Below are 16,687 nucleotides of genomic sequence, written 5' to 3'. Positions count from 1 at the left end.
CGCACCGAAGGAACTCGACTACGCCCACAACCGCTACCAGTTCGAGGCGCAGCGCCACTACAAGATCCTCGACGACCATCTCGCAAGCAGCCGCTACATGGTGGACGACAGCTACAGCATCGTCGACATGGCGTTCTGGGGCTGGGCGCGCATGGCGCCATTCGTGCTCGGCGAGGAGAGCTATGCGAAGTTCGCAAACGTCAAACGGCTGGTCGATGAGATCTCCGCAAGGCCCGCGGCGGCCCGCGCCATCGCGCTGAAGGACAAGTTCACCTTCAAGGCCGAGATGGACGACGAGGCACGCCACATCATGTTCGGCCACCTCAAGACCCGGGCAGCGTGATCGCAAGTCGCCAGACGTATGGCCAGGCTAGAGCGCTCAACTTAACGTTCCAAGTTTCTCTGGTTCCTGCCGGAACGGGAGTGGCTCCAAATGCGTTGGCCGGTTCTTCGATGCTGCCGGGACATCCCGTCATGCCAAGGTCATTCTTCAACGTCTACCACGATCGCGCCCTGATCGACGACGAAGGCGAGGAGCTGCCTGATAAACATACGGCCTGGAAAGAAGCAACGATGACCACTGGACAAATGCTCCAGAGCATGGATGGCAGCTTCCTGCCCGGTACAGAGTGGCGATTGGAAGTCACCGATGAGTTCGCCAATCCACTCTATGTCATTCACGTCATCGCAGAGAAGCCGCGTTGACATGAAGGCTTGCACCTGCGCTCTTCGAAGACTGCGGCCGGATTGAGGCTCAGGCCTGCTGTTCGGCGAGCGCGGCGCGCACGGCCGGCCGCTCGGCCATCCGCTTGCGGTGATCCATCACCTTCGGCAGCGTCGACAGCTCGACACCGTCGCCCTCGAGCCAGGTCGCGATCGTATACAGATAGGGATCGCAGATGGTGTATTGCTCGCCCATCACCCACGGCCCCCGGAGCATGTCGCGCTCGATCAACCCAAAACAGGAGCCCATGGTTTTTGGCACCATCTGCTTCATGTCCGCGAAGGACGATTCCTCCGTCGCCCAGCGATAGCCGCGCACCCGGTGCGCATGGGCGACATGCACCGTCGCGCACAGATAGCTGTTGAACGCCTGCACCTGCGCAAAGCCATAGGCGTCATCGAGCGGCGCCAGCTTGGCTTGCGGAAAGCATTGCGCGATGAAGGCGAGGATCGCAGGCGTCTCGGTCAGCGCGCCGCGATCGGTGACCAGCGACGGCACCCGCCCCTTGGGATTGATCGCCAGGTATTCCGCACTGTTCTGCTCGTTCCGTTTAAAGTCGAGCCGCTCGGATTCATAGTCGGCACCGGCTTCCTCAAGAGCGATATGCGAGGCAAGCGCGCAGGTGCCGGGCGCGTAGTAGAGCTTGAACATGATCGATCCTCGGGGCGTGAACCGGCGCAACGTTAACCGCGCGGGCGACGGGCGTCCATTGATCGAAATGAATTCCCGCCATGCGGCGCCAGCACGAAAGCCGCGGCGTCAGATGTCGAGCCCATGCGCAATCACCTTGCGCATGACGTTGGGGAGCGCTTCATCGACAAGCGTTGCGATCGGCACCCAGCGCATGCCCTTTGGTGCACGCGTTTCTGCAGCAGTGCGTGCGGTGTAGACCACGAGTTCCAGCGGAAAATGCGTGAATACGTGGGTGACAACGCCGGCCTTGCGATGCCAGCGCGTGAGGCCTTTCAGTGCCGGCGCCTGCACCAGCGCCGCCGCATCCTCCAGCCCGGCACGCCAGTCCGAGCCCGGCACCTCGGTCATGCCGCCGAGCAGGCCCTTGTCGGGCCGGGTCCGGACCAGAAGTTCGTCGCCGCGGGTGACGACGAACGCGGCCCCGCGCCGCAGCGCGCCGGCCTTTTTTGGCGCTTTGCGCGGCAAGGCTTCCTGGATGCCGAGCGCGCGCGCGGCGCAGCCCTCATTCAGCGGACACAGCGCACAGGCCGGCCTCTTCGGCGTGCAGATCGTAGCGCCCAGATCCATCAGCGCCTGCGCGCTGTCGCCGGCACGCGACGGTCCGAGCAGCGTTGTCGCGAGCTCCTGAATGCGCGGCTTGGCCTGCGGCAGCGCCTCCTCGACCGCGAACAATCGCGACGTCACCCGTTCGATGTTGCCATCGACCGGCATGGTCGGCCGGTCGAACGCGATCGCGGCTATCGCGGCCGCGGTGTAAGGGCCGATTCCCGGCAGCGACCGCAATCCCTCCTCGGTGTCCGGGAACACGCCGCCATAATCGCGCGCCACCGCGACGGCACAGGCATGCAGATTGCGCGCGCGCGAATAATAACCGAGCCCGGCCCACATGCGCAGCACGTCGTCAAGCGAGGCGCGCGCCAGCGCCGTGACATCGCTCCAGCGCGCCAGGAACTTTTCGAAATAGGGCCCGACCGCCTTCACGGTGGTCTGCTGCAGCATGATTTCCGACAGCCAGACCTGGTAGGCATCGGCGCGCTCGCCTAGGGCCGCGCGCCACGGCAGCCGGCGGCGATGGCGATCGTACCAGGCGAGCAACAGTTCGGCGCGGTTTTCCGCGACCTCCTGCTGCGACCGACCGGCTTCCTTTCGTTCCCGCGGGGCAACTGATACAGTCATGCGACGATATAACGTCGTTTGCGACTGGACTGATCGCCCGGATTTGCGATTTCCAACAGGAAAACCGATCGTTTGATGTCTAAACCCCGCCCGCTCAGTGCAAAACCGTTGTCCGTCATGCTCAGCGACGTGTTTTCCGACGTCTACGCCAAGCAGGGTTTTGCGGCGCGCGAGCTCGTGACGCGCTGGGCCGAGATCGCGGGGGCCGATATTGCGGCCCACTGTGAACCCTTGAAGATGCAGTGGCCGCGGCCCGTCGAGGGCCAGCCGCCGGAGCCGGCCACGCTGGTGCTAAGGGTCGAGGGACCTGTTGCGCTGGAGATCCAGCATTCATCCGACGTGATCCTGGCGCGGGTCAACCGCTTCTTCGGCTGGAGTGCGGTCGGGCGGCTGGCATTGCGCCAGGCGCCGCTGTCGCGGCGAGGGCGGCAAAAGCCGCCGCCCGCGCCGGATCCCGCCCTCGTATCCGACGTCGCAAAAACCCTCACCGGCGTCGAAGATGACGAACTGCGCACGGCGCTGGCGCGGCTCGGTGCCGCAATCAAGCGAAATTGAGCCCGCCGCAATCAAAGCGCGGCATTGCCACAATGTCGGTTTCAAGTTAGCGAACAGCTCTCTAAAAACCTTGCAAACGCGTTCCATCCCGGAGCAGACCGTTGATCATCACGCGCCGCGCCTTCACATCAGCACTCTCACTGACCGGGCTCGCCGCGCTGGCCGGCCTCTCGCCGCTCCACCTGTTCACCGCCGCATCAGCACAAAGTGCGGCTGACGTCGCCAAGCCCGTGTCGCTGCCGGACATGGCGATCGGGCCCGCCGACGCCAAGGTCACGATCACGGAATTTGCTTCGATGACCTGCCCGCATTGCGCGGCGTTCAACGCGGAGACGTTTCCGAAGATCAAGGCGGCTTACATCGACACCGGCAAGGTGCGCTACATTTTTCGCGAGTTCCCGCTCGATATCAAGGCGGCTGCCGGCTCGATGCTGGCGCGCTGCATCGCGGGTGGCGATGCACCAAAATATTTCGCCGTCACCGACATGCTGTTCCGCCAGCAGAACGATTGGGTGGTGAAGAACACCACGGAGACGCTGGCACGGATCGGCAAGCAGGCCGGCATGAGCCAGCAGCAGGTTGAGACCTGCCTGAAGGACCAGGCGCTGCTCGACAAGATCGCGGCCGACCAGAAATACGCCAGCGACGTGCTGAAGGTGGACTCGACGCCGACCTTCTTCATCAATGGCGACAGGATCAAGGGCGAGACCTCGTTCGAGGAATTTCAGAAGAAGATTGATCCGCTGTTGAAGACCTGATCCCCATCCGACAGGAGCATCCGATGCTCATCACCCGCCGCGCCCTGGGCATGCTGTTGCCGCTGAGTGGCGTTGCCGCGATGATCCGCGCCGTGCCCGCGAACGCGCTTGATGCGGCTGATGTGGCAAAGCCGGTGTCGCTGCCGGACATGGTGCTGGGTGCGGCCGACGCGCCCGTGACGATTGTCGAATATGCCGCGCCGACCTGCCCGCATTGCGCGGCCTTCGACCGCGAGGTGTTTCCGCGGATCAAAACGGAATACATCGATACCGGTCGGGTGCGCTATGTGCTGCGCGAGTTCCCGCTGAACATCAAGGACGTGGCCTGCCAGATGCTGGCACGCCGCATCGCCGATGGCGACGGCGGCAAATACGTCGCCGTCGTCGAGACGATGTGGCGCCAGCAGGATCGTCTGTTGGAAAAGACCACCGACACCTTGAAGCTGATCGGCAAGCAGGCCGGGCTTGGCGCGGAGGCGATCGAGGCCTGCCTGAAGGACCAGGCGCTGCTGGACCGGATCAATGCCGACCGCAAGTTCGCGATGGAGGTATTGCAGGTTCAGGGAACCCCGACCTTCTTCGTTGGCGGCGAGCGCATCGTGGGCGAAGCGCCGTTCGAGGAATTTGAGAGCAAGATCAAGCTGCTGTTGAAAACCTAGATTCTCAGCCTTTTTCCAATTGACGCGCGAATAGCCGGCGTAAGGCCCGCAAAAGCCTTGGGAAAAGGCCCGACCGCCGGTTGCCCTTGGCCCCTCGCCTCGCCATTGTCGCGCCCTTATGAGCCGCCTTAAGCGAGCCGCCCCACACCGACATTGCCTTCTATGGTATTGTCACGGCAGGGAGATTCGCGCCCGGGCAATAGAGAATCTGTGCATGAAACTCACGCGTCTTCGTCTCCACGGCTTCAAGTCCTTTGTCGAACCTACTGATTTCGTGATCGAGCCCGGCCTCACCGGTGTGGTCGGACCGAACGGCTGCGGTAAGTCCAATCTGGTGGAAGCGCTGCGCTGGGCGATGGGCGAGACCTCGCACAAGTCGCTGCGCGCCGCCGACATGGACGCGGTGATCTTCGCAGGATCCGGCAATCGGCCGGCGCGCAATCACGCCGAAGTCGTCATGACGATCGACAATGCCGATCGCACCGCGCCGGCCGCGGTCAACGACCGGGAGATTCTTGAAATCTCGCGCCGCATCGAGCGCGAGGCCGGTTCCGTCTATCGCATCAACGGCCGCGATGTGCGCGCGCGCGACGTGCAGCTCCTGTTCGCCGATGCGGCGACGGGTGCGCGGTCACCGGCGCTGGTCCACCAGGGCAAAATCGGCGAGATCATCCAGGCCAAGCCGGAACAGCGCCGACGCGTGCTGGAAGATGCCGCGGGCGTCGCCGGCCTCCACGCCCGCCGTCATGAAGCCGAGTTGCGGCTGAAGGCGGCCGAAACCAACCTCACCCGCGTCGAGGACGTGATCGGCCAGCTCACCGGGCAGATGGAGGGCTTGAAGAAGCAGGCGCGCCAGGCCATCCGCTACCGCGAGGTCGCGGCCAAGCTGCGCAAGGCCGAGGCGATGCTGTTCCACCTGCGCTGGATGGAAGCCAATACCGACGTGGCGGAGGCTGGCCACGTCCACGATCTCGGCATCCGCGCGATGGCCGAGCGCACCCGCGAGCAGGCCGAGGCCGCCCGCATCCAGGCGATCCGCGCCTCCGAGCTCCCGGCCCTGCGCGACGCCGAGGCGCGCGCCGCGGCCACCCTGCAGCGGCTGACCAACACCCGCGATATGCTGGATCGGGAAGAGGCGCGCGCCAAGGAACGCGCCGCCGAGCTCGATCGGCGGCTGACGCAACTTTCCTCGGACATCAGCCGCGAGCAGCAGCAGACACTCGACGCGCAGGTCGCGCTGCAGCGGCTCGAAACCGAAGACGCCGAGCTCAAGGAAGAGATCAAGCTGCGCATCGAGAAGCGCAGCGGCGTCGATGAACGCGTTGCGCAGGCGGAAGAAATACTGTCCGGCGCCGAACGCCTGTTCTCGGAATTGACCACGACGCTTGCCGACTTGACCGCCAAGCGCAACCAGCTCGAGGCCAGCGTCCGCAGCCACCGTGACCGGCTGGCACGGCTCGATCAGGAGATCGGCAACGTCCTCGCCGAGCAGCAGAAGCTGACGCAGGAAACCGACCGCCTCGGCGACCTCGATGCGCTGACGGCGGCGATGGAAACCGCACAGGAAAAACTCGCCGAGTGCGAAGCCGCAGCGCAGACCAGTGAGTCGGCCCATGCCGAGGCGCGCGAGACGCTCGAAGCTTCCCGTGCTCCGCTGGTCGAAGCCGACAAGCGCGTGCAGCGGCTGGAGACCGAGGCGCGCACGATCTCAAAACTCGTCAGCGCCGAGACCAAGAATCTGTGGCCGCCAATCATCGACGGCATCACCGTCACGAAGGGTTATGAGAAGGCCCTCGGTGCCGTGCTTGGCGATGACCTCGATGCACCCGTCGAGCCCTCCGCGCCGATGCGCTGGACCGATATCGCCGTCCATGGCGACGATCCGGCCTTGCCCGAGGGCGTCGAGCCGCTCGCGGCCCATGTGCAGGCGCCCCCAGAACTGTCGCGGCGGCTCCGGCAGATCGGCATCGTCGCCAAGGACCGTGGCGCTGCCCTGGTCTCGCAGCTGAAGACCGGCCAGCGGCTGGTCTCGCCCGAAGGCGATGTCTGGCGCTGGGACGGTTTTGTCACTGCCGCGCATGCCCCGACTGGGGCCGCGCGGCGGCTCGCGGAACGGGCGCGCCTCGTCGACATCGAAAGCGAGCTGGAGCTCGCACGCACGGATGCGACCGCCAAGCGCCAGGCGCTCGACAACGCCGAGGCCCATGTCAAGGCCGCCGCGGAAGCCGAGAGCGCCGCGCGCGAAGCCCGGCGCGCGGCCCAGCGCGAGGCGGATGCGACACGCGAGCGTCATGGCGCGACCGAGCGCGAGGTCAATCGTCACGCGGCGCGAAAATCGGCGCTCGAAGAGGCCCACAACCGCGTCAGCGCCGACCGCGCCGAGGCGGAAGCCGCGCACGAGACCGCGATTGCCGCGCTGGGCGACATGCCGGCGACGATAGAGACCGAGACCAGGCTGTCAGCGATTCGCGCCGACATCGACAATCACCGCCGCGCGGCCGCGCAGGTCCGCGCCGAGGCGCAAGCGCTGGCGCGCGAGGCCGAACTCGCCGACCGCCGCTTGCAGGCGATCATCGCCGAGCGCACCGAGTGGCAAAATCGCGCGCAGAGCGCAGCCTCGCAGGTCACGACCATCGAGGCCCGCATCACCGAGCTTCGGGCCGAGCGCGCCGAACTCGACAATGCGCCGATGGTGTTTGCCGAAAAGCGCGCCGCGCTGATCAGCGAGATTGAATACGCCGAGGACCATCGCACCGCCGCCGCCGATGCGCTGGCCGCGGCGGAGGGTGCGATGGCGGAGACCGACCGCGCCGCGAAAGCGTCGCTGGAAGCGCTGTCGAGCGCCCGCGAAGCGTCGGCCCGGGCCGAAGAGCGGCTGGAGAGCGCGAAGCGCCGGCTCGCCGACGTCGAGCGAGAGATTCACGACCTACTCGAAGTCGAGCCGCAGGCCGTCGCGGGCCTCGCCGAGATCGAGCCCGGCGCGGCGCTGCCGCCGCTCTCCGAGATCGAGGAGAGCCTGGAAAAACTCCGGCGCGACCGCGAGCGGCTCGGCGCGGTGAACCTGCGCGCCGAAGAGGAACTGCGCGAGGTCGAAGCCCAGCACACGGCGCTGACCACCGAGCGCGACGACCTCGTCGAAGCAATCAAGCGGCTGCGCCAGGGCATCCAGAGCCTCAATCGCGAGGCGCGCGAGCGGCTTCTGGTGTCCTTCGAAACGGTTAACAACCATTTCAAGCGGCTGTTCACCGAACTGTTCGGCGGCGGCGAAGCGGCGCTGCATTTGATCGAGAGCGACGATCCGCTCGAAGCGGGCCTCGAGATCATCGCAAAGCCGCCCGGCAAGAAGCCGCAGACCCTGTCGCTGCTGTCGGGCGGCGAGCAGGCGCTGACCGCGCTCGCGCTGATCTTTGCGGTGTTCCTGACCAACCCCTCGCCGATCTGCGTGCTGGACGAGGTCGACGCGCCGCTCGACGACCACAATGTCGAGCGCTTCTGCAGCCTGTTGCATGAGATGACCAACTCGACTGAGACGCGCTTCATCATCATCACGCACAACCCGATCACGATGGCGCGGATGAACCGGCTGTTCGGCGTCACCATGGCCGAACGCGGCGTATCCCAACTGGTCTCGGTCGCGCTCGACGAGGCAGTCAAGATTCTCGATCAGCACGTGGCGTAGGACGGGCGGCCTATTCTATTGCCGCCAACCTTGACGTCATCATCCGCGGAAGCGGATGATCCAGTAACCGGCACTGCCGGTGCGAGTCTCAAGCTTGTCAGACTACTGGATGCCCCGACTTCGCGGGGCGTGACAGCAACAACATGATCCCGCCCGATTTCCCTGCCGACTTGAAATCCGCGCTGGCGGCGAAGCTGGAAGGCGTGTCGCGACGCGAGGCCGCTGCGCGCGCGGCGCTGATCTCGCAAACCTATCGCGACGGCGGCACCTCACGCGGGATTCGCAGCGAGACGGACGCGCTCGCCTACGCGCTGGCGCGAATGCCGGCGACCTATGCGGCCATGGCCGCAAGCCTGAACAGATTGTGCGAGGTCCGTGCGGACCTTGCACCCGTCACGCTGTTGGACGTCGGCGCCGGGCCGGGCACGGCGAGCTTTGCCGCGGCCGCTGCGTTTCCGTCGCTGACGAGTTTCACGTTGCTCGACGACAATGACGCGCTGCGTACGCTGGCGCTTGAACTCGCACACGGCCACGGCCGTCAGGAGCAAACGGACTATCGAAAGGGGGATGCAGTCACCCTTCTCGCCAACGTCGATCCGGCCGATCTGGTGATCGCAAGCTATGTGGTCGGCGAACTGAACGAGCGCGCGCGGAGCAAACTCGCCGATCTTGCCTGGCACAAGACCCGCGACACGCTCGTGATCGTCGAGCCCGGCACGCCGGCAGGGTATCAGCGCATTCTCGCGCTGCGCGACCAGCTGATCGCCTACGGCGCCCACGTCGCGGCCCCCTGCCCGCACCAGGAAAAATGTCCGCTGGTCGCGCCGGACTGGTGCCACTTTGCGCAGCGACTGCCACGCCTGCGCGCGCACAAGCAGGTCAAGGGCGTCGACGTGCCGTTCGAGGATGAAAAGTTCAGCTACCTGGCCCTGACCCGGCAACTCCAGGCGCACCGGCCCGCCGCGCGGGTGCTGACGCCGCCTCATGTGGGCAAGATGGGAGTGACCGCAAAATTCTGCAGCGCCGATGGGACGTCGCGGCTTGCGACCGTTCCGCGCCGGGACAAGCGCCTCTACGCGGCCGCCCGGCGCTGGAACTGGGGTGATACGGTCGACGCTGGAGCACAGGGCCCTGGCCCAAGCTCCGGTGCCATGGGGAAGGAATTGTAATTCCATCTGCTCAATTTTGATTGTCCCAGCCAATCGAAACCAGGAACTAACGAACCTCAGCTACTCTGAGTGGTATTTCGCGCGTCTTAGTGCACCTCAGAATGAGGCTTTTGATGTTCAGGATCGTGTTGACCGTCGCGGCCATGCTCGCCTCGACCGGGATGGCCATCGGTCACGAGTCGGCGTCTCCTCCGCCGCCCCCCAAGGAGGACAACACGACCATGCCGAAGGTGGCCCAGACCAAGAAAGGCCTGGTGCTGGTCGATCCCCAGGGCAGAACACTCTATTATTTCGATCGCGATACCACCGGCGACAGATCGACCTGCGACGGCAAGTGTAGCGAAAAGTTTACTCCGCTCGCCGCCCCCAACAACGCCAGGGCCAGCGGCGATTTCACGCTGATCACCCGCAGCGACGGCAGCAAGATGTGGGCCTACCGTTACCGGCCGCTCTATCTGTTTCACGAAGACCACGCCCCCGGGGAGACCCACGGCACGGACCTCGAACTGCTCTGGCACGTCGCGCGGCCGGAGTAAGGCGAGAAATTCCGCAGAAGCCTTGGGCTCTTCGCCATCCCGGTGAACGTATCGCCTTCAGCGTCCGGCATGGCGATTGTGCTGATCCGCGTTCCCGCGAGCTGGCGGATGCCGATTCGCTCGAACTGACCCGCCCCAACGCAATGATCTCGGCTCTGCGCAAGATCGAGGGCCGCGGCGAGTTGCCGGTGCAACCTCAGCGGTGGATGGAACTGTGCGTCGACAGTCCGCGCGAGAGCTTCGCCGACCTGTTCGCGACCCATCCTTCCGTGGAATCCCGGATCGCGGCGCTGGTGAAATATTCCGGCGGGGATGATCCCGGCCCGCTCGCGCTGCCAACGGATGCTGCACAGAGATGCAAGACCAACCCGCCGATCGGAGTGGCCCACAGCCGCCGCCTCTGCCCTCCAGACCCCGAGAACGATCCGGCGATTCGGAGGATATGCGGCCGGACGCCATGCGAGATGACGCACGGTCAGCGTGGCGGGATGACGCAGTCGGGCCCTGGGGCCGTCATTGATGCCTTTGATTTGGGCGTGTTTCCTTCGTGTCCAAAATCAGAAACTCTTCTGCCACTTCTCCGCCGAACTTTGCTAAACTGGAAAGCGAAGCAGCGGATTCATCACAGCGCGACTTGTTTGCGATGAGGTGAGAGGTCGCGCTCGACCTGATTGTAAGAGAGCATCATTTTGAAAAAACTGGTTACACCCTACCTTGCCTCCCTCCAAAGGTTTGATTTCTCCCTTGTTTCTGCCATGTTCGCGCTCAAAGCAGGAACGGGGCCGGCCCTGTGGGGGGGCAGGTTGGGGGCTTGCGAGGGGCCTACATGGCAAAACCAGCAGTAATCGTCGTGGGTGCTGACAAGGGCGGAGTCGGCAAAACCACTGTTTCGCGGACCCTGCTCGACTACTTCAACGCCAACAATGTGCCGACCCGTGCATTCGACACGGAGTCGCCGCGCGGCACCTTGAAGCGCTTTCATCCCGACATCACCGAGATCGTCGACATGACGGCGACACCGGACCAGATGAAGATTTTCGATACGCTGAACACGGTGAGCCCGTCGGTCACCGTGATCGACGTCCGCGCCGGCCTGATGTCGCCCTCGCTCGCCGCGCTGCGCGACATCGGATTTCTCGACGCGGCCAAGAACGGTCAGATCACCTTCGCCGTGTTTCATATACTGGGCTCCTCGATCGCCTCGCTGGACGAGATCGCCGAAACCGCGAACTTCATGGGCGGGGCGAAATACTTCCTGGTGAAGAACTTCATCAACAACACAAGCTTCTTCGAGTGGGACCAGTCGACCTACGCCGGCTATTTCCACCGCATCAAGGACGCGACCGAACTGACCATCCCCAAGCTCAACGAGATGGCCTATGAGCAAGTGGAAGTTGCGTCCGTACCGTTCCTCAAATTTGTCGCGAACAAAGGCAGCCATGACCAGGCTGCGAATTATTCCTTCGTATTACGCGGCTATGTCCGCCATTGGCTTGCCAATGTCTGGAGCGAATACGACCGCATTAAGCTGACGGAAATCGTCGGTTCGAGCAAAATGGGCGCACGCAGCGACGAAAAATAGCCTTGCTTGCGAGGTCTGATTGGCGGTCGCGAGTGTGTGTTTTGAAATGATAAGCGCGTGATGACTGCCACGCCGGTTTATATCGTCTGTTCGCCCCGCCCCCAGGCCGGCAAGACCCTGGTGGCGCGTCTGCTGAGCGAATTCCTGCTGCTGAAGGACGGCAAGGTCGTCGCCTTCGACATCAACCTGAAAGAGCCGTCGCTGCTCGACTACCTGCCCGCCATCACCGAGACGGCGGAAATCGACGGAACCTACGGCAAGATGCAGCTGATGGACCGCGTGATCCTCGACGATCGCGTCGCCAAGGTCCTCGACCTCGGCTTCCACGCCTTCGACGAGTTCTTCAAGATGTCCGACGAGATCGGCTTCCTGAAGGAAGCCGCAAGGCGCAACGTCCACCCGATCATCCTGTTCCTGGCGAGTCCCGACCGCGTGTCGGCCCGCGGGCACGATATGCTGCGCCAGCACATCCCGCCGTCCCAGCTGATCGTCGTCGACAACGAATATGTCGTGCGCGGCGAGCTGCCGCTCGCCTGGGCGCGCGGCCGCCTGCTCTCGATCGGAGCGCTGCCGACCTTCCTGAAGACCTATATCGACCGGCAGAATTTTTCCTTCACCGACTATCTGCGTCAGGAAAAGGATTCGTCTACCGAGCTGCACGAGTGGATCCGCAAGAGCTATCTGAGCCTCCGCGATCTCGACCAGCAGCTGGTGCTGCAGCGCTCCTGAGCATCCTGCCGCAGTCATTAGGCGCTTCGGGCGGGCCGGCCCCATCTGCCGAGGGCGCACCGCCTTCGCGATGCGCTCCGGCCTCTCGGATGTGTCCGGCTAGAACGCCGACCAGAGATAGACCAGCAGCGTATTGTTGTCGCGGGCATTGGTCCCCATGTTGTCAAAATTGGTCGATGCGCCGTTGAACTTGTTGTAGGCGATGTACTGCACGCCGAGCCTGGTGTTGAACCACGGCCATAGCTTTGGCGCGTTGTTCTTGCCGAAGAACTGGTAGGCGATCTCGGCGGTGAAGCCGTCGCTGTTCGGCAGGAAGGTGCGATTGCCGGCGAACAGGATTGGATCGGCGGTGCCCCAGGTGTTGAAGTAGCCACCAGTCAGCACGATCTTGCCGTCGGTGCCGTAGGTCAGCGCCGCCTGCGCGCGGAACGTGTTCAACGTGTTGTTGAGGTTACCGGCCAGGCCCGCCGCCACGCTCGCCGGCAGATTCTGCTTCTCGTGCAGATAGGTCGCGCGCAGCGTGACCCAATAGCCGTCACCCTGATACTGGTACTGCGAGTCGAACCCGATGTCGGTGAACCGGTTGGTCCCGAGGCCCGGAACGAAATTGGCGATCGATAGCCCGGTCTCGGCAAAGAAACCGAAAGTGCCGATTTCCAGGATGTGCCGCCCCCACTGCTTCTCATACGCCGCCCTGAAATAGGGCGCGACGCCCTTGATCGGCTGCGTATTCAGAGGACTGACACCGAGCGAATTGAGCGCGCCCGGATTCAGCGTCTGATAGCCCGCGACCTCGAGATAGAGTTGGTCGTTGATGAATGTGTAGGCGCCAAGCCCAAGCACCTGCGCGGCAAAGCCTTGGTCGATCAGCGTCTTCGCGCCGGGGGTATTGGCGAGATTGGTCTGAACGAACGGATAGCCCCAGGCAGGCGTCGAATTCCAGGGATCCTGCACCGTCGGGTTGTTGTTCAGCGTGAGCCCGTAGACCGCCGGCATGCCGGCAATCGTCGTCGTGTTGGCATAGCGGACATCGAGATTGTCCCAGGTGTATTGGTGCGGCAGCGGCGGGCCGAAGGGCTGCGCGTTGTAGGTGAATTGCGCATAGGCGCCGATATGTTCGCTGATCGCACCGCCGTAGAAGATGCTCGCCGTCTGCACTGGCTCGATATTGTTGTTCGGCTTCAAGTACGGCGCCGAGCCCGCCGTATTCATGTTCATGGCGGTATGGGTGAAGGAGGTGATCGCCTGGACCGACAATGGCAGCGTCGCATCCGGCGGCCGCTGAATGTTCTTCTCGTAGGGAGTGGTCCCGAGCACGCGCTTGTCCTCCGGCACCGAATAGCCGAGCGTGTAGCCGAGGATCTTGAAGCGGCGCCCGAACGGCGTCAGTTGCGGAAACTCAGTGTGACACATGCCGCAGCCGAGCCCGGTCTGCCGGGCGTAGCTTGGCAATGCGAAGGCTTGCTCAGGAACGAGGCTTGCTGCGACGGTAGCGATCAGAATTGCGGCCGCGACCAGCAGACGTGCTGGATCGAAGCCCCGAGAACCTGCCTCTCGTGGCATTTACGCACTCCCCCCGCATTGACGTCTTGCATGCGCCGCGTATCGGCCGCGTGCAGTCGCTGAGCTCCCCGTCGGCAAAGCTGCGGAAATGCTTTGTCGAACTCAAAAACGTCTGGACACATGGACGTCAATACGGGCGGGGGTTCGTCGGGATGTGGCAGGGCGCGGTGTTTATCTGTGACGGCGCGATGAAGGGAACAGCACGCAAGATTTGCCCATTGCGAAGCGACATTGGATGCGAGGCCTCATCGTCATGTCAAAAGCAAGATCGGATTCGCGCAAAGCGCGGAGGCGCGGACGGCATCGCCGCGCCGCAGGACGCGCCCGAGAAACAGCGTGGCGTCAATGCGTTCCCTCGCGCATCGCAGTTCCCTGCGACGATCTTTCGCAGCCTCTCCACGCCGTCCGCCTCAACATGGCCACGACATGTGCACCGCGGCAACGCATGCTTACCCGACCCAACGTTGCGGCAAGAGCTGGGCAAACTTCCGCGAGTTGCGAACGCTTCCTCGCAGGAACTTTGCAACGCGCCCAACGGAGCGTGGCTCAATGCCCCTCGAACGACATCAGCGTCCGCACCGGCACGTTCATCGCGCGCAGTTTTGCTGCCCCGCCGAGATCGGGCAGATCGATGATGAAGCAGGCCGCCACGACGTTGGCGCCGATCTGGCGGAGCAGCTTGACTGCGCCCTCCGCGGTCCCGCCGGTCGCGATCAGATCGTCGACCAGGATCACGCGCTCGCCGGGATGCACGGCGTCGACATGCATCTCCATCTCGTCGATGCCATATTCCAGCGAATAGGCGATCCGCACCGTGGTGTGCGGCAGCTTGCCCTTCTTGCGGATCGGCACGAAGCCGGCCGAGACCTGATGCGCCAGCGCGCCGCCGAGGATGAAGCCGCGCGCCTCGATGCCGGCGACCTTGTCGATCTTGGAGCCGGCCCAAGGATGCACCAGTTCGTCGACGGCGCGGCGGAACGCGCGCGCATCCGCCAGCAGCGTGGTGATGTCGCGGAACAGGATCCCCGGCTTCGGGTAATCCGGAATGGTGCGGACGGAAGCCTTGATATCCTGATCAAACGTCATCGGTAGCCTCTCAATTGACGGCCCTGCCGAGCCGGAAAGCATTTTCAACGATACGCAAGCCCACCTCGCCGCCGAGCGACATCAGCGATTCCGGGTGAAACTGCACGCCCGCGACCGGCAGGCTCTTGTGCTCGATCGCCATGGCGACGCCGTCGTCAGTCGCGGCGGTGACGACGAGTTCGCCGGGCATGCTGTCGCGCTCCACGTAGAGCGAATGATAGCGGCCGACCACGATCTCCTCGGGCAGGTTCTGCATCAGGCAGCCGCCGCGCACCTTCACGGGGGACGGACGGCCGTGCGCGGGTTGCGACAATTGCCCGAGCCTGCCGCCAAAATATTCGCCGATCGCCTGCACGCCGAGGCAGACGCCGAAGATCGGCAGCTTCTTGTCGAGCGCGGTGTCGATCGTGCCCTTGATGCCGAAATCCTCCGGGCGACCCGGTCCCGGCGACAGCACCAAAAGGTCCCAGGTGCGCTGCTTCAGCATCGCCTGCGCATGCACGTAGCGCACCACGGTGACGCTGGCGCCGACCTGGCGGAAATAGTCGGCCAGCATGTGCACAAAGCTGTCATCATGGTCGATCAGGAGCACCTGCTTGCCGCTGCCCGTGGCATCGGGCGCAAAGGCCGACAGCGGTTTTGGCGGATCGCCGCGCAGCGCCTGGAACAAGGCCGCCGCCTTGACGTGACACTCGCGATCCTCCGCGGCCGGATCGGAATCGAACAGGCAGGTGGCGCCGACCCGCACCTCCGCCAGCCCATCCTTCATGCGGATGGTGCGGATGGTGAGCCCCGTGTTGATGCTGCCGTCGGAATTGACGGCGCCGATGGCGCCGGCATACCAGCGCCGCGGCGTGCGCTCGTGGTCCTCGACGAACTGCATCGCCCACAGTTTTGGCGCGCCGGTCACGGTGACCGCCCAGGCGTGGGTCAGGAACGCATCGAGCGCATCAAAACCGGGCCGCAGCATGCCCTCGACGTGGTCGACGGTATGAAACAGTTTTGAGTAGGTCTCGATCTGTCGCCGCGCAAGCACCTTGATGGTGCCGGGGACGCACACGCGCGCCTTGTCGTTGCGGTCGACATCGGTGCACATGTTGAGCTCGAACTCGTCCTTTTGCGAGTTGAGTAATTGCCGGATCTGCTCGGCGTCACCGATGGCATCGGAGCCGCGCGCGATCGTGCCGGAGATCGGGCAGGTCTCGACCCGGCGACCATCGGAGCGCACGAACATTTCCGGCGAGGCCGAGACCAGAAATTCGCCCTCGCCGAGATTCATCAGCGCGCCATAGGGCGAAGGGTTGATCCGGCATAGCCGCTGGAAAACTTCCGCCGGCGAGCGCTCGCAGGGCTCGCCGAACAATTGCCCGGGCACCGCCTCGAACAGGTCGCCGCGCGCGAAGGCGGCGCGGGCGACCTCGACGGTGGCCTGATATTCGCCGGGGGCGTGGTCGGCAAAGCCCTGCCGCGGCGTGCGCGCATACACGCTGTCACCGCTCTGTCGCTCCAGGCCGTTGCTCGACTGGCTCTTCCAGGAAAAATCATAGGAGATGACGACGCCGCGGCCGGTGGCGCGGTCATAGGCGAGCAGGCGATCCGGGATGTAGAGCACGATGTCGCGCTGGTCGTCTTCGCGCGCGCGCTTCTGCTTGAGATCCTCGATCTGGAACACGAGGTCGTAGGCAAAGGCGCCATAGAGCCCGAGCAACGGATCGTCGGGCGCGCCGAACGCCGCCACGAGATTGCGCACCAGCGTCATCACGCTGGCACGGCGGGTA

At 64.3% G+C, this 16,687-nt stretch carries 15 protein-coding genes and 1 pseudogene; 11 read left to right on the top strand and 5 right to left on the bottom strand.

The window, feature by feature from the left end; translation table 11 throughout:
* On the top strand, positions 1–343 hold a 343-nt coding region (locus JOZ76_RS36080), incomplete at its 5' end, for a glutathione binding-like protein (protein ID WP_291706142.1).
* Positions 340–705 carry a DUF6894 family protein gene (locus JOZ76_RS36075; protein WP_291706141.1) on the top strand — a complete coding sequence of 122 codons (366 nt, stop codon included), beginning with the start codon at positions 340–342 and terminating at the stop codon, positions 703–705. The genes JOZ76_RS36080 and JOZ76_RS36075, both read left to right, overlap by 4 nt.
* A gap of 49 nt (positions 706–754) precedes the next feature.
* Here JOZ76_RS36075 and JOZ76_RS36070 read toward each other — a convergent pair whose 3' ends face one another.
* The gene (locus tag JOZ76_RS36070; protein WP_291706140.1) at positions 755–1,375 is read right to left on the bottom strand and encodes a glutathione S-transferase family protein; all 621 of its coding nucleotides are present in this window, start codon (positions 1,373–1,375) and stop codon (positions 755–757) included.
* A 108-nt stretch (positions 1,376–1,483) separates the two neighbouring features.
* Positions 1,484–2,593: an A/G-specific adenine glycosylase gene (mutY, locus tag JOZ76_RS36065; RefSeq protein WP_291706139.1), complete on the bottom strand. Its 1,110-nt coding sequence runs from the start codon at positions 2,591–2,593 to the stop codon at positions 1,484–1,486.
* A gap of 75 nt (positions 2,594–2,668) precedes the next feature.
* Between mutY and JOZ76_RS36060 the strand changes: the two genes are divergently transcribed.
* The 9 genes and pseudogenes from JOZ76_RS36060 to JOZ76_RS36020 all read left to right on the top strand — a co-directional run bounded on the left by JOZ76_RS36060 (position 2,669) and on the right by JOZ76_RS36020 (position 12,260).
* Complete coding sequence (locus JOZ76_RS36060) at positions 2,669–3,148, top strand: DUF721 domain-containing protein (RefSeq protein ID WP_291706138.1); 480 nt, start codon at positions 2,669–2,671, stop codon at positions 3,146–3,148.
* A gap of 101 nt (positions 3,149–3,249) precedes the next feature.
* The gene (locus tag JOZ76_RS36055) at positions 3,250–3,906 is read left to right on the top strand and encodes a DsbA family protein (protein ID WP_291706137.1); all 657 of its coding nucleotides are present in this window, start codon (positions 3,250–3,252) and stop codon (positions 3,904–3,906) included.
* A 23-nt stretch (positions 3,907–3,929) separates the two neighbouring features.
* A complete protein-coding gene (locus tag JOZ76_RS36050; protein WP_291706136.1) occupies positions 3,930–4,565 on the top strand; it encodes a DsbA family protein in 636 nt (211 codons plus the stop codon).
* A gap of 214 nt (positions 4,566–4,779) precedes the next feature.
* Positions 4,780–8,244 carry a chromosome segregation protein SMC gene (gene smc, locus JOZ76_RS36045; protein WP_291706135.1) on the top strand — a complete coding sequence of 1,155 codons (3,465 nt, stop codon included), beginning with the start codon at positions 4,780–4,782 and terminating at the stop codon, positions 8,242–8,244.
* Between the two features lie 143 nt (positions 8,245–8,387).
* Complete coding sequence (locus JOZ76_RS36040; RefSeq protein WP_291706134.1) at positions 8,388–9,413, top strand: small ribosomal subunit Rsm22 family protein; 1,026 nt, start codon at positions 8,388–8,390, stop codon at positions 9,411–9,413.
* Between the two features lie 113 nt (positions 9,414–9,526).
* A complete protein-coding gene (locus JOZ76_RS36035) occupies positions 9,527–9,949 on the top strand; it encodes a COG4315 family predicted lipoprotein (RefSeq protein ID WP_291706133.1) in 423 nt (140 codons plus the stop codon).
* Positions 9,950–10,038: 89 nt separating this feature from the next.
* Positions 10,039–10,469, top strand: a pseudogene (locus tag JOZ76_RS38665) (peptidase M48 Ste24p); the annotation flags it as partial.
* Between the two features lie 306 nt (positions 10,470–10,775).
* Positions 10,776–11,531 carry a hypothetical protein gene (locus tag JOZ76_RS36025; protein WP_291706132.1) on the top strand — a complete coding sequence of 252 codons (756 nt, stop codon included), beginning with the start codon at positions 10,776–10,778 and terminating at the stop codon, positions 11,529–11,531.
* 60 nt (positions 11,532–11,591) lie between these two features.
* The gene (locus JOZ76_RS36020) at positions 11,592–12,260 is read left to right on the top strand and encodes a hypothetical protein (RefSeq protein ID WP_291706131.1); all 669 of its coding nucleotides are present in this window, start codon (positions 11,592–11,594) and stop codon (positions 12,258–12,260) included.
* A 99-nt stretch (positions 12,261–12,359) separates the two neighbouring features.
* Here JOZ76_RS36020 and JOZ76_RS36015 read toward each other — a convergent pair whose 3' ends face one another.
* The 3 genes from JOZ76_RS36015 to JOZ76_RS36005 all read right to left on the bottom strand — a co-directional run.
* Complete coding sequence (locus tag JOZ76_RS36015) at positions 12,360–13,823, bottom strand: cytochrome C (RefSeq protein ID WP_291706130.1); 1,464 nt, start codon at positions 13,821–13,823, stop codon at positions 12,360–12,362.
* Between the two features lie 546 nt (positions 13,824–14,369).
* Positions 14,370–14,909, bottom strand: a complete 540-nt coding sequence (locus JOZ76_RS36010) for an adenine phosphoribosyltransferase (RefSeq protein ID WP_291706129.1) — start codon at positions 14,907–14,909, stop codon at positions 14,370–14,372.
* A 10-nt stretch (positions 14,910–14,919) separates the two neighbouring features.
* Positions 14,920–16,687: anthranilate synthase component I (locus JOZ76_RS36005; RefSeq protein ID WP_291706128.1), on the bottom strand; the 1,768-nt coding region annotated here is incomplete at its 5' end.

It is taken from the genome of Bradyrhizobium sp. (assembly GCF_019244115.1).
Taxonomy (GTDB): Bacteria; Pseudomonadota; Alphaproteobacteria; order Rhizobiales; family Xanthobacteraceae; genus Bradyrhizobium.
The sequence above is the reverse complement of the archived record's forward strand: the minus strand, read 5'-3'. Positions and strand labels throughout refer to the sequence as shown.